Origin of the sequence: Vibrio profundi, assembly GCF_043642225.1 — a bacterium.
GTDB classification, from domain to species: Bacteria; Pseudomonadota; Gammaproteobacteria; order Enterobacterales; family Vibrionaceae; genus Vibrio; species Vibrio profundi_A.
Genome location: NZ_JBHZSF010000001.1, coordinates 486,348 through 499,978, shown reverse-complemented (window position 1 = coordinate 499,978; position 13,631 = coordinate 486,348). Strand labels below are relative to the sequence as shown.

General features: G+C 43.4%; 12 protein-coding genes. 5 read left to right on the top strand and 7 right to left on the bottom strand.

The features are described 5' to 3' along the window. Positions 1 to 69: 69 nt before the first annotated feature. The gene (locus ACHUFI_RS02370) at positions 70 to 519 is read right to left on the bottom strand and encodes a GNAT family N-acetyltransferase (RefSeq protein ID WP_394246646.1); all 450 of its coding nucleotides are present in this window, start codon (positions 517 to 519) and stop codon (positions 70 to 72) included. Between the two features lie 339 nt (positions 520 to 858). Between ACHUFI_RS02370 and ACHUFI_RS02365 the strand changes: the two genes are divergently transcribed. From ACHUFI_RS02365 to ACHUFI_RS02345, 5 genes are all read left to right on the top strand, one after another. Continuing rightward, the gene (locus tag ACHUFI_RS02365; RefSeq protein ID WP_394246644.1) at positions 859 to 1,686 is read left to right on the top strand and encodes an AraC family transcriptional regulator; all 828 of its coding nucleotides are present in this window, start codon (positions 859 to 861) and stop codon (positions 1,684 to 1,686) included. A 67-nt stretch (positions 1,687 to 1,753) separates the two neighbouring features. Next, positions 1,754 to 2,527, top strand: a complete 774-nt coding sequence (locus ACHUFI_RS02360) for a class I SAM-dependent methyltransferase (protein WP_394246643.1) — start codon at positions 1,754 to 1,756, stop codon at positions 2,525 to 2,527. A 1-nt stretch (position 2,528) separates the two neighbouring features. Further along, positions 2,529 to 3,113 (top strand): LysE family translocator, encoded by a 585-nt coding sequence (locus tag ACHUFI_RS02355; protein WP_394246641.1) that lies wholly within the window; start codon positions 2,529 to 2,531, stop codon positions 3,111 to 3,113. 236 nt (positions 3,114 to 3,349) lie between these two features. Next, positions 3,350 to 3,808: an exonuclease/endonuclease/phosphatase family protein gene (locus ACHUFI_RS02350; RefSeq protein ID WP_394246639.1), complete on the top strand. Its 459-nt coding sequence runs from the start codon at positions 3,350 to 3,352 to the stop codon at positions 3,806 to 3,808. Between the two features lie 215 nt (positions 3,809 to 4,023). Next, complete coding sequence (locus tag ACHUFI_RS02345; protein ID WP_394246637.1) at positions 4,024 to 5,610, top strand: EAL domain-containing protein; 1,587 nt, start codon at positions 4,024 to 4,026, stop codon at positions 5,608 to 5,610. 75 nt (positions 5,611 to 5,685) lie between these two features. Here ACHUFI_RS02345 and ACHUFI_RS02340 read toward each other — a convergent pair whose 3' ends face one another. From ACHUFI_RS02340 to ACHUFI_RS02315, 6 genes are all read right to left on the bottom strand, one after another. Continuing rightward, complete coding sequence (locus ACHUFI_RS02340) at positions 5,686 to 6,075, bottom strand: hypothetical protein (RefSeq protein WP_394246636.1); 390 nt, start codon at positions 6,073 to 6,075, stop codon at positions 5,686 to 5,688. A gap of 197 nt (positions 6,076 to 6,272) precedes the next feature. Further along, on the bottom strand, positions 6,273 to 6,752 hold the full coding sequence (locus ACHUFI_RS02335; protein ID WP_394246635.1) for a GNAT family N-acetyltransferase: 480 nt from the start codon (positions 6,750 to 6,752) through the stop codon (positions 6,273 to 6,275). Positions 6,753 to 6,918: 166 nt separating this feature from the next. Next, the gene (gene putP, locus ACHUFI_RS02330; RefSeq protein ID WP_394246957.1) at positions 6,919 to 8,409 is read right to left on the bottom strand and encodes a sodium/proline symporter PutP; all 1,491 of its coding nucleotides are present in this window, start codon (positions 8,407 to 8,409) and stop codon (positions 6,919 to 6,921) included. Positions 8,410 to 8,515: 106 nt separating this feature from the next. Further along, complete coding sequence (locus ACHUFI_RS02325; protein WP_394246633.1) at positions 8,516 to 9,220, bottom strand: 1-pyrroline-5-carboxylate dehydrogenase; 705 nt, start codon at positions 9,218 to 9,220, stop codon at positions 8,516 to 8,518. An 11-nt stretch (positions 9,221 to 9,231) separates the two neighbouring features. Beyond that, complete coding sequence (gene putA / locus ACHUFI_RS02320; RefSeq protein ID WP_394246631.1) at positions 9,232 to 12,378, bottom strand: bifunctional proline dehydrogenase/L-glutamate gamma-semialdehyde dehydrogenase PutA; 3,147 nt, start codon at positions 12,376 to 12,378, stop codon at positions 9,232 to 9,234. 180 nt (positions 12,379 to 12,558) lie between these two features. Further along, positions 12,559 to 13,386 (bottom strand): AraC family transcriptional regulator, encoded by an 828-nt coding sequence (locus tag ACHUFI_RS02315; RefSeq protein WP_394246630.1) that lies wholly within the window; start codon positions 13,384 to 13,386, stop codon positions 12,559 to 12,561. Between the last annotated feature and the right edge of the window lie 245 nt (positions 13,387 to 13,631).

Below are 13,631 nucleotides of genomic sequence, written 5' to 3'. Positions count from 1 at the left end.
TCTCCGTATACGAAAAAGCCTCTTCTGTTGGTGTTGGTTCGGTGCTTATTTAAGAGTGCGATGATGTCTTTACATGAATCGGCTTAATCGCATTGGCACAAACCGAATACCGTTAAACTCGGATTCATCTCCTGTGACTTCAAAGCCATGTCCCCGATAAAAATCAACCGCATTAATCGACGATCGCAAATCAATATGATCTGAAACTGTCGAATCGAGTAATGCGTTGAGCAGCCTTTTACCCGCTCCTTTTCCTTGCAGTTCTTTAGACACAAATAGATGAGTCAGGTAGTTACCTTCCCTTAATGCTCCAAAACCGACGATGTTGTTGGACACCACCAATTTCAGCGTAGTAAATCGGTCTTCATCAAACGTGGTATGAATGTCGGTCAATACCCTTTCACGATATTCCGTTTGCCCTTGTTCATTAAAAGCCGGAATGACATCAATTTCAGATACCTGTTTGACTAACTCTTCTATCGCACGAACATCTTTCGATTCTACTTTTGTAATTTCCATAGCACCTTTCCCTTATGAGAGACCTACGTTGGATACTCCACACCACCCACCTTGCCCAGATGATTCATGCAAGTTCTGATTTGCAATCCAGTATTGCCGAATAGCCTACTAGCTTGCCTGTACTGATGTCTCTCTACCATAACTCAAAGTATTGCCTACAAAACCATATAAAAGGCAAAGTTAGTACATATACAAAAAATGAGATAGAGTGCATATGACTAGCCACTATTTTATCTAGTCACCAAGCACGCAATATCCGAGTGATGTCGCGTTTTGGAAGAGGGTAAGAAAATATCCCCTCAATTTTTTACAAGGATCGTAAAGGTACACACATAGCCGATGTTTCAGGACGAGTTTTGCCACATTCACAGCACTCGCGCATTTGAAGGACTTGACGTCATTGATGCTCAATTTACTGACACCGTGTTTGGAAAACACGCGCACAGTGAATATGTCATTTCAATTGTAGACCGAGGAATTAAGCAGTTTTACCACAAAGGTAAAACTCATAATGCCGGTGCCGGCGATATTTCAATCGTCAGCCCAGATGAAATACACACGGGAAATAAAGGCCACGCCGATGGTTGGAAGTACCGTGCGATTTATCCTACCGAGCAGCAAATTAAGGACATTTACTACGAAGTTTACGGTCAGAACGGTTTGCCCACCTTTAAAAACAGCGTGATTCAAAACCCTCGCCTAGAACAACAAATGCAGCTTTTGCTCTCCAAAATTCAAAACACGGATGAATTATTGGAGTCCGAAGTCCATTTGGAGCTTCTTTTGGTCAAGATGATGCTTCAATATGGTTCAGTCAAACGTACACCGGCTCACAATGGCCAAGCGCTCTCTAACGTTTTGTTAGCAAGAGACTTTCTAGCCGACAACTACCGTGAACGGGTGCCACTGGATAACCTTGCAAAATTGGCAGGCGTCAGCAAGTACCACCTCATCAATGAGTTCAAACGTCATTTTGGTTTGACCCCTCATCAATATCAGATACAACAACGGCTTAGCCACTCAAAAACATTACTGAAATCTGGGGCAAAGCCCGTGGAGATTGCGATGCACTGCGGGTTTCATGATCAAAGCCACTTCCATAAAGCATTCGTCAGTTCTATGGGCGTCACTCCAGCCATCTACCAACAACAATTTTTTACAAGATAGTTAAAGCTAACTCCTTTTTAATGGATTCCTGCAATAAAGAATCCATTAGTAACTGGAGTAATAGAAGATGGGATTACAGGAAGTAGAATTTTCCACTGAGCGCTCACGCTCTTACAAGCTCGCTTTAAACCAATATCCTAATTGTTGGTTAGAAGACAAAATCATGATGTATGATTTTCTCGCACCCAAACCAGGTGAGTCTATTTTGGAAATAGGAGCTGGCAGTGGTTTTTTCTCATTTGATATCGCAAAGGCAATCGGTCCAGAAGGCATGCTGCATGTTGTAGACCCTTCACCGGATCAACTTCAACCCATTTATGATAAAGCCACTCCTAATATCTGTGTCGTCCAAAAGGCGGCAGAAGAAATTAACTTACCATGGGACACACAGTTAGATGCGATTTGGTCGCGAGGGGCCTTTCACCACGTAAAAAGTAAAGAAGCGGTGTTGAAAAACCTCGGGCTTCTGTCCAAACAAGGCACTCGGCTAGTTATCTGTGACATTTTTAGTGGCACTAAGTTATCGGATTATTTCGATGAACACGTCGCAGTTTCATGTACTACGGGGCATGAAGTCAGCTTTTTAAGCCAAGCGTATGCAAAAAGTCTGTGTAAAATCACTGGTTGGAGTGAACCTGAATTTCACGAAATCGCGTTGCAATGGCACTTCGAAGAAAAGAAAGATATTGGCGTTTTCCTGTCATTATTACACTCCAATAAACCAGAATACTCGCATCAAGATAGCCTACTTGATGCGGAACGGCTCCTAGGAATCAAGCGAACACCAACCGGCTGGGCTCTTAACTGGCCTATGACGGTGATGGTAGCGAGCAAGTTATAATATGGAAACTCAAATCGCATTCATCACGATATGTATCGCTTCTGCAGCATCTCCAGGGCCCGGAATGCTTGCAGTATTAAGCAATAGCATCAATCAGCATTTGCGTGGCACGCTTCCGGTTATTTTGGGGATCTCAACAGGGCTACTCATTGCTTCATTTTTATCGAATTCATGGTTACTCACCGTGATCAACACAAATGAAAGTGCTTACAAGGCCATGACGTGGTTGTGTAGTGGTTATATCGTTTATCTCGGGTGCAAAGCGCTTTACTACTCGAAGAATGAGGCGAACATCGAAACGAGCACATACACCTATCAAAATGGGATTTTGATTTCGCTGTTAAACCCAAAAACCCTAATTTTCTTTGGGGCGCTATTTCCTCTGTTTATAAAGCCAGAAGAAGCATTTATGCTGCAAGCAGCAATACTCACCATTGAGCTCATCATCATTACATTTGTTATTCATGTGATACTGTCAGCAACCATCGATAAGGTGTCAGAAATACTCAAAAAGCACATTGTCTTGATCAATCGAATTACCGGGTTATTGTTCATCGCCATCGGTGGCAGTGGGTTCATAGTCTGATTTGGTAATCACTTACCAACCCTGAATAGAAACACCGTGTACTCGGTGTTTCTCTCTCCGTTTTCCAAAACTTCCAAAGACTCCTAACGACTTACATTGCTCATTAGAGTGATAACTCGTACACAACACACTGTTATTTAATAAAATTTACATTAAAATAACGTCGATCTATAAAACCACTACAATCAATTCACAAAAACAATAAAAAGATAATCCTAACAACCAGAGGCTAAAGAGTGAAAAAAGTGTTTAAAGTATTAGGAGTACTCGTTGTATCAATCGCCGTTATCGCAGGCGGGTTCTTTACATGGGCTACATTCAAAACTCAAGAAGTCACCAGTGCTGCCACCCCTTTTATAGAAAAAAATTTACCCTTAATTACCACATGGGACATAAATCAATTTGATCACTTATTCACAGATGTAGGGCTTGAGTCTCTTAAAAGTGAGCAAGGGCAAAAAATCATTAAATATCTTGCGAAAATCGGTGAAATGAAAAGTTTTGAAACGCCAGTATTTATAAAGTCTTCTTCTAAGTTATCAACCAAAACAGGCAGACAAGAGGTCGCCATATTTACCGTTGAAGCCATATTTGAAAATGGGCCCGGCATAATCACTTTGTCGCTTGTGCATCAAAATTCACAATACCTGTTTCACGGCGTTCACTTAAATTCCAATTATTACCTGGATTTGTAGCACCGCTCTACATTCGACGTCCCGTCAAACATAACTAAACCTCAGTCAGAGAAAGGGATTGTTTTCAAAAACTTCTCATATAGGCGTTCCTATTAGTGAACGCCTACCTTTTCTTGCCTGAGATCATAATTATTCATTCACAGTGTTGATAAAAAGTTTCATTTACATAGTGTTACATTTATAAAAGCATCAGCGTTATTCAATTAGGACGATAAATGTTATTGCCTCGTCGGTATTTCAAATTTCACAATACAGCCAAAACCAGTCTTTTTTTTGTAGTTTCTTTTTGTCTCTCTATGGCCCTTTTGCTACCGATCACGCCGGGGCACTACAAACAACTTACGCTAGACTCGACCAAGCTGCTCGAAAGAAAACTCGATAGTATAAAAAATGAGTTTGAGAATGTCCTGATCACTAGCCATTTCGACAAACACTGCGATTCATTTGTACGCGAACTTCGTCAAAGCGTATTCAATGCTCACTTGGTCAAGGAAGCCGCTGTATTCAACCAAAATGATCAGTTTTACTGTTCGACTACCGAGGGGGATGTGTCATTCCGTCTCTTTAAAAGTATCAGAGAGCGCCTCAATAACTCGCCAACTCTCACTACGTTATCTTATTCGAGTTCAGCGATCACGAAAGCGAAAGCGATCATGCTTATCTTCTCCAATCAATATGATGAAGGGGTAAGCTTGATGATCCCTCCAAAGTACATTTACGACATCGTTCACTCTGAGCTTGCAGAACATGGCCTCGAGTCTAAAGTCGAGATCATCGACCGAGATATTTCTCCAGCAAACCACGGTGAATATTCGCGCACGATACAAGTTGCCTCCGACCGATACCCGCTGACTGTAACTTCGTATATCGGCATCGACTACTATCTCAGCTTCTTCTTGTCTTATTCGTGGTTTGGCTTTCTTCTTGCCGGAGTGACCACTATTTGTGCGGTCTCGATTAAGCATAAAAAGCAAAGCCAAAGAAGCTTGGAGTATTCCCTTTCAAACGCATTAAGAAGAAAGCACCTCCATGTTCACTTTCAACCCATCGTAGACCAAAGAACCCAAACGATCGTTGGCTGTGAATCATTACTGAGATGGAAAGATCCAGTCGAAGGCAGTGTCTCCCCTGCGATATTTATTCCACTAGCTGAAAGCCTAGATCTTATCGAAGACCTCACTTATTTTGTACTGTCAGAAGTCATGATGCTAATCAGCGAAAACCAACCACAATTTAAGCATCGCTATATCAGCGTCAATATCAGCCGCAACGTCGTGTCGAAAGCTGGGTTCGCTGATAACGTCTTTATCCTTTTCAAAAAGCACCCTGAGCTATTAAAGAAAGTGATGTTTGAAATCACCGAAGATGGGGAGTGCTCAGATAAAGAAATGGAAATAATCAAAGCCAATCTTAAGCAATTAACTGCGCTAGGTGTAAAAGTGGCAATTGATGATTTTGGGACAGGCTATGCTGGCTTAGATTTTGTACGACAATTTCCATTCAGCACACTGAAGATAGATAGAGTGTTTGTAAAAAACATTGGCCGAGAATCTGACTTTGGCATTCCGTTGCTTGAGTCCATGTTGCAGCTTTCTCATACACTGAATATGCAGGTCATCGTTGAAGGTGTCGAAAACGAGTCACAATTAGAAGCGCTATCCAAACTCGGAGTGATCTACATTCAAGGGTTCTATTTCTACAAACCGGCTTCTATGCATACCACATTAAGGCTGTTACAAGAGCAAGATGCGCTTCAAGGCAAAGGGAAGCCACTATCAGTACGCATGAAAACGAACACCTAGCTTAAAGGTAAGATGATTTTATGTAGAGGGCAGTACTCAACGCCCTCTATGCATTGAATATGCGTACGGGAAATATTACTTTCTAAATACTGATGACTTTAACTCGCTCTGTATTCGCCAATGTACTGGGTATTTCGACAAGAAAGAATAAGCGATAACTTCACTTAAAGAAAACTTGCCCATAATGAACATCAGTAGTGAGAAAAGTAATGCCACTAACACGATGCCACAGTAGGCACACAAAATAGCACTAAACAAGGTTAAGGCCGCAACGGCTAACTTCATGATGCCAGTTTCGACCTGATAGTCCAGCGGGATATGACCATAGATCCCAAATAGCAACATAAACTCCTCAAGGTAATAGCCATAGAACGAGCTACCTAAAACAATTCCCACCATCGCCACGTAGCCTGTGATTCGCTGATATTTTATTGGCAACCGCTTGGTTTCTTTCCTTTGCTTCATTATCGCTTTCAACACAATACATACCTCTTTGATTGCGCAATACAAAGTGATTAACTATCAGCAAGCTATAGACCAAGACAAGCCTAACAATTTGAGTTTAAAGAATGTAATGTCTTTATGGGAGTCGGTGCAAAAAGAAAAGCAAGTACAAAGAATGGTTTACAGGCTCGCATAATGTTCCTGCCCTTCTTTACCATTCAAGTAACAACTAACTCCATTTGATACAGAGGCCACTTTTCACCATGAAACAACTTATATGAAGGCTCACGGTTCACCACTTGAAACCCGGTTTTTTCATAGCAAGCTTTCGCCACTGTGTTGTGTTGAAACACCGCCAAAGAAATAAAGCTCACACCCGATATGCGTTTCACTTGCTGGATAGACAATTGAACCATCGCTTGCCCTAAACCATGCCCACGCATTGCCGGACTGATTGCAACACGACAAAATCGCATTTCTTTTTCCGACACCCTTTGAAACTCAATGAACCCTACCATGTGTTCATTTTCGGTGAACATGTAAAACGACACCTCGGGTTTTAATGATCGAGCAATCACCGCACTTTCAGTTAACGGCCAACCAAAAACGCGGCCACCCCACATTAACGATTCGTTTTGTGTCGAAAACCATGCCACTAACTCACGGGCATATTCCTGTGTAAACTCCACTATTTCCATATTCGCTCCGTCATCCTTTTTTTATGCCAACTTACTCGCTTCGCTTATCGCCCTACATAACATGGAAACCTACTATAGCGGCAATAACAGAATAAAAAAAAGAGCCGCTAATAAGCGGCTCTTTTCATTGTTTTCTCACCAACAGCTTTACACTGTAAATGAAAACTTAGTCTAGTTCGACAAGTTGCTTCTCAAACTCTTTATGCTGAGCTTGAACAGACTCTTCTGGCTCACCAGTGATTAAGCTAACTACTACAATTGCAATCGTAGATAGGATGATTCCCGGTACAATTTCGTACACATCAAACCAACCGCCAGTGAACTGTTTCCAAAGTACAATGGTCACGCCACCTATTACAATACCTGCAAGCGCACCATTACGGTTCATACGCTTCCAGTAAAGACTTAGTACGATTGCAGGACCAAACGCAGCACCGAAGCCAGCCCAAGCATAAGACACTAGGCCAAGAACAGAGCTGTCTGGTGTCATCGCTAGGAATAGTGCCACTAACGAGATACCTACTACCGCAATACGGCCAACACGAACGATTTCTTCAGAAGAAGCGTCTTTCTTGAAGACTTGCTTGTAGAAATCTTCAGCCAATGCTGACGAAGAAACAAGAAGTTGTGAGTCCGCAGTACTCATAATTGCCGCAAGAATCGCAGCAAGTAAAATACCCGCAATCACAGGGTGGAACATAGCGTTAACTAGCAGCATGAAGATCTTCTCACCATCATCTAGCGCACCTGAACCAGAGTTCGTTACGTAGATTAGGCCAACAAGACCTACTAGCATTGCGCCTGCCATTGAAAGGGCAGACCAAACCACTGCGATACGACGTGCAGTCGTTAAATCAGCATTGGTACGAGTCGCTTTGAAACGAGCAAGGATATGAGGTTGACCAAAGTAACCAAGGCCCCAAGCCGCTAAAGAAATGATCGCAATCGCAGACAGTGGCTCACCTTTCGCATCATTCCACAAGGTTAGAAGCTCTGGGTTAATCGCACTTAGATCGCTAGATAGCTGACCTAAACCGCCATTCATCGCTGCAATAGGAACAATCAACAGGGCCGCAGACATCAGCAAACCTTGCACTAAATCAGTCCAAGATACCGCTAGGAAACCACCGAAAAGCGTGTAAGAAACAACACAGATAGTGCCGATAATGACTGCAGTGGTGTAATCTAGGCCGAATACAGTTTCAAACAATTTACCGCCAGCTACCAAGCCTGAGCTTGTGTAGAAAAGGAAGAATAACAGAATGAAAAAGGCTGAAATTGTTTGAATCATTTTCGACGTATCATTAAAGCGGCGAGATAAGAACTCAGGCAACGTTAATGCATTAGTCGTAATGCTGTACGTACGTAGGCGTTTCGCACTGATTAACCAGTTAGCCCATGTACCAATCAGTAGACCACCCGCTAGCCAAAACGCTTCAAAACCAGCAGCGTAAGCATAACCAGGTAGGCCAAGTAGCAGCCAGCCACTCATGTCTGATGCACCAGCAGAAAGTGCAGCAGGCCAAGGGCCTAGGCTACGTCCACCTAAAAAGTAATCCGTTGAATTAGATGTACGTTTGTAAGCAATAACCCCGATTGCAAGCATCATAATTAGATACGCAATAAACGTAGTAGTTATTGCAAAACTATTTTCTATCATTTGATAGTCCTCATTTTTATAAAACGCCTTCCCTGCTCTATTAAGTCAATAGAGTAGCACCAGCTTAAATAGTGAATATTTAAGCTGGATAAATATTGAAAGGTTAGTGAGCGTCGTTACCAAGCTCTAGCAAGGTCGCATTACCGCCCACGGCTGTTATATTTATTGTTCGCGTACGCTCGGTAATAAAGCGCAGCGATAGGTGTGGATCATGAGCAACGAGCATTGATTCAAGATCCGTTTCAGACACCAAACTCACGATGGCACCATCGCGTTTGGCAAGTTGCAAGTTGATACTTTGTTCAACTTGAGTGAAGCCGATATAGCCTACATTTCTAACATCACACTCTAGCAGCTGTTGTGACGCGTCAAACGACACAACTTGAATGAGGTTAGAAGGTAGATTCGCCTGTGCAGCTGCTTTTTCAATATGGATATTCATTTCCACATCGTCACTGCAAAGCAGCACACTGTTACCGGCAAGCAACGCAGCAGTCACCATCGCAATGGCAGTCTGCTGAGTAGCAAGTTTGTTCACACTCTCATCGACAATGATAAGTGCGACGCCACGACCCGCAGCATAAAGCTCATTAGTTTCCCCTGTTGGGCCAACCAATTGATGGCTTTCTTCTAAAAGGTTTGACGCTTGTTGAATATGGAATGTGCTCACTGGGCCGTATGCTGGGCTCTGTGCTTCCAATTCAGATTTAAAAGACAAAATGTGATCACTTTTGTGAGCAAACTCTGTCAGATTCCATTGTTCCCACGCAAGCAATGCATCAGAAAAACCTGTCACTTGATGAACCATGATACTGCTCCTTATGCCTTGTCTTGTGCGGTGAATTGCTCACTTAAGTGAACATTAGTGAAACGGTATAAATAGTGAGGTCCACCCGCTTTTGGGCCTGTACCAGATAGCCCTTGACCACCAAATGGTTGTACGCCGACTACCGCACCGACTTGGTCTCGGTTGATGTAACAGTTACCAACACGCGCATGCTTCTCGATCCAACGATAAGTCGTTTCATTACGGCTGTGGATACCCATAGTTAAACCAAAACCAGTTTGGTTTATTTGATCAACAACCTGACTCAACTCACTCGCTTTGAATCGAACAATATGCAGCACAGGGCCAAACTGCTCTTCTTTCAAGCAGCTAATATCATCAATTTCAAACGCACTTGGCGGAACAAAGTCCCCTTGAGCACACTCTTCAGAAAGCGTCAGCTGAGCCACTTTCTTCTGAGTAGTCGTCATGCTTTCTATGTGTGCTAACAGTTTTTGCTTGGCGTTAGCATCTATAACTGGGCCCACATCGGTTTTGTGCAAGTGAGGCACACCAACGTGCAACTCATCCATTGCGCCTTGAATTAAACCGACAATACGATCAGCGATGTCCTCTTGAACGAATAGCACACGCAACGCAGAACAACGTTGACCAGCAGAAGCGAAAGCTGAACGAATCACATCACGCACAACCTGCTCTGGCAGCGCCGTGCTATCAACGATCATAGCGTTTTGACCACCGGTTTCCGCGATAAACGGAACGGGTTTAGCGTCACGACTTGCCAGTGAGACATTGATACGCTGAGCCGTAGGAGTCGATCCCGTAAAGGCAACACCAGCTATGGCAGTATGAGATGTTAACTCACTACCAATTTCAGCACCGCGACCAGGAAGAAGTTGAATCGTGCCCGCAGGGAAACCCACTTCATTCATTAATTCAACAGCACGAGCAGCGATTAAACTCGTTTGCTCTGCAGGTTTAGCGACTACGGTATTACCCGCAATGAGTGCAGCTGTCACTTGCCCCAAGAAAATCGCCAATGGGAAGTTCCAAGGGCTGATACAAACAAACACACCGCGACCTTCACGCGAAGATAAACGTGTCACACCATCAAACCCTTTAAGTTCGAACGGCGCTAAATTATCTGCTTGCTTTGCGTAGTAACGACAGAAATCAACGGCTTCACGAACTTCATCGATGCTATCGTGAATTGTCTTACCTGCTTCTTGATGACATAGCGCAACTAACTCTGCCAAGTTGGCCTCTAGTGCATCAGCCAGCTTGTCTAGAAGCACGCTTTTCTCTTTGATTGATGTCGCCTTCCACGCAGGGAATACAGCATCAGCACCTTCAATCGCTGCGGAAACATGATCAAGGTTTGCGAAAGTAACTTGTCCAACATTGATACGTCGATCGTAAGGTGCGGTAATCGTTTCAATAGCGTGATCAGCCTTGATCATGCTTTCGAAAAGTGACTCGCCGTTGATCATCGGTCCTGCTGACCATTTTTTATCAAGGAAGCGTTGCACTTCAGCTTCAAACTGATGAGCTTCACTTTCAATATCAATGTTTACCCCATATGAGTTTTTACGCTCAGGGAACACTTCTGACGGTAGCGGGATTTGTGTATTGTTCAGCGTATCAAACGCCAACAGCATATCGACTGGGTGCTCAGTCAACTCACTGACCGGGCATCGGGCATCAACCAAGCGATGAACAAATGAGCTGTTTGCACCGTTCTCTAACAAACGGCGAACCAAGTAAGGCAGCAAATCTTTGTGGCTACCTACCGGCGCGTAGATACGCACTGATTGTTGGTAAGCTTCCATCGCATGGTTATAAAGTGAATCACCCATGCCATGTAAACGTTGGAATTCGAAATCTTTATGCTCCGCCATAACCGCAATCGCGGTCACTGTGTGCGCATTGTGGCTAGCGAATTGAGGGAAAATGTTTCCACGAACATTTTCGCTTAATAGGAAACGAGCACACGCTAGGTAAGCTACATCTGTCGCTTCTTTACGTGTATAAACTGGGTAGTTATCGTAACCAGCTTGCTGAGACCACTTAATTTCACTGTCCCAGTATGCACCTTTCACTAGACGTAGCGGGATCATATCGCCTTGCTCTTTCGCCAACGCATTCAGCCAAACCAATACTGGTAATGCACGTTTCGAATACGCTTGGATCACAAGGCCAAACTTACCCCAACCTTTAACAAGATCGCTGCGGTACAGTTTTTCAAACAGTTTCAGTGAAAGCTCAAGACGATCCGCTTCTTCTGCATCAATGGTGATCGCAACATCCAGCTCAATTGCGCGACGTAAAAGTTGATCAAGCGTGTCACACAACTCTGTAAGTACGCGATCTTCGTTCGCCACTTCATAACGAGGGTGTAAAGCAGAAAGTTTGATAGATACCGATGGCGCAGGGCTTTTCTCGTTCGCGTAATTATCGCGGCCGACCGCTTCGATAGCCATTAGGTAATCTTTGAAGTACTTGTTCGCATCCGCGGTAGTCAAAGCCGCTTCGCCAAGCATGTCATAGGAATAAGTGAAGCCTTTATCACGCATTGAACGACCGTTCTTCTGCGCTTCAGCAATGCTACGGCCCAATACAAATTGGTGACCCATAATCTTCATTGCTTGGTGCATCGCTTTGCGAATTACCGGTTCAGAAAGCTTGTTAACTAAACGATTCATCGCTTGAGCCGGGCTTGGTGACTGGCTTTCAGCCAAGCCAACCACTTTACCAGTGAGCATTAAGCCCCAAGTGGACGCGTTAACAAATACAGAGTCTGAGCTCTTAAGGTGAGATTTCCAGTCTGCGACGCTTAGCTTGTCGCGAATCAGAGCGTCAGCTGTAGCCGCGTCTGGAATTCGCATCAATGCCTCAGCTAGACACATAAGTAGAATACCTTCTTGAGTATCTAGGCTGTACTCAAGAAGCAAAGCATCGATCATCTGGATAGAGTTCTTGTCAGCTCGTATCGCTTCGATTAACTCTGTTGTTTTAGCTGTGATTTGCTGTTTTTCTGAATCAGAAGGCGTTGCTAGTGGTAGCAGCTGCTCTAGCCATTGTGTTTCATCCACCATATATAATGGCGAGATTAGTGACCATAATTTGTCTAGCGGTTGCGTAACAAATTCCGGTTTTAACACATCAGTTGCAGTAAACATGCGTTTTCCTCAATCTCACACCCGAAGAAGTCGGGCTATCTACAATGGCAAGCAGTGTATTTTGAGTGTATAAGGAATACTTGTCAAAAACTCCGAGTTTTTTGCTAAAAACTCGGTTTTATAACAAAACAAAAACAAGGTCACACATAAAATAACAAAATAATATGTTGTCTGGTTTAACTATTTAACAAATATTTTCTTTTTGTATTGGGATGGTGACATGCCTTGAAGGCGAGAGAAGGTATGAGTAAACGCGCTCTGCCCAGAAAATCCACTTAATTCAGCGACTTGCCCTAAACTTAAGTGGCCTTGCTCGATCAGTTTTCTAGCAAGATCGATACGCTTACCTAGTACATATTGATGTGGCGTAATACCCATTTGATCTTTAAATAGCATGTGAAATTGGCTTTCCCCAAGGAAAACGCTCCCAGCCAATTGTGCAACTGATATCTTATTGGACAAATGTTGTTCAATATAGCGATCAATCACTTCAAGATCGAAACGTGTATCTTTATGTGGTGAGTCAAAAACCGAGATATGTCGCTGAAGAAGGGCGATAACCGTGTCGTTACACGCTCGACTAAGCAAGAGATCATCAGGATTACACTGCATCTCTTGTACCAACATTTGGATGAGCTTTTGAATTTGTCCATCCAATTGAAAGTAGGTATTGGTGCTCGACAGTTCATTGATTTTATCCAGCATCAATGGGTCATCGTCTGTCGGTACGGGCATATTTAGGACGAGGATATCAGATTGTCCAACCACGCCTCCGAAAGCATGATCAGAGCTTGCAGTCACGACACAACCTTGCCCAGGGCCGACTAAATTACCTTGGCCGCTCACTTCAAACTCCGCTTGTCCCTTTAAGCCAATGACAACTTGAGTATATTGATGTTCATGGCAATCCATATGCGAAGGCAGAGTCACGATCTCAGCAGGACGGGGCATTTCAGCACTGCAAGCTACAGAAGAAGGTAATATTAACGGCGCAATTAATTTAGGCATTCGGGTCAAATTTCGGATCACAGATTCTAAAATAATACTCCGAAACGGTCTGAAGATGAATTCGTTAATTTCCCTATTGTGGTAACTCCTCAGTATAAGCACTTGTTTCGCTCGATCTTCTTTTAAGATCATTGCGATCATGCTTCCGGAACAATGATCAAGAAGCAACAAACTACGGCTATTGTTAAACCAATTAATGTATCGGCAAAATCAATTGCATATCAACCTTCTTGAAAAGCTCACAA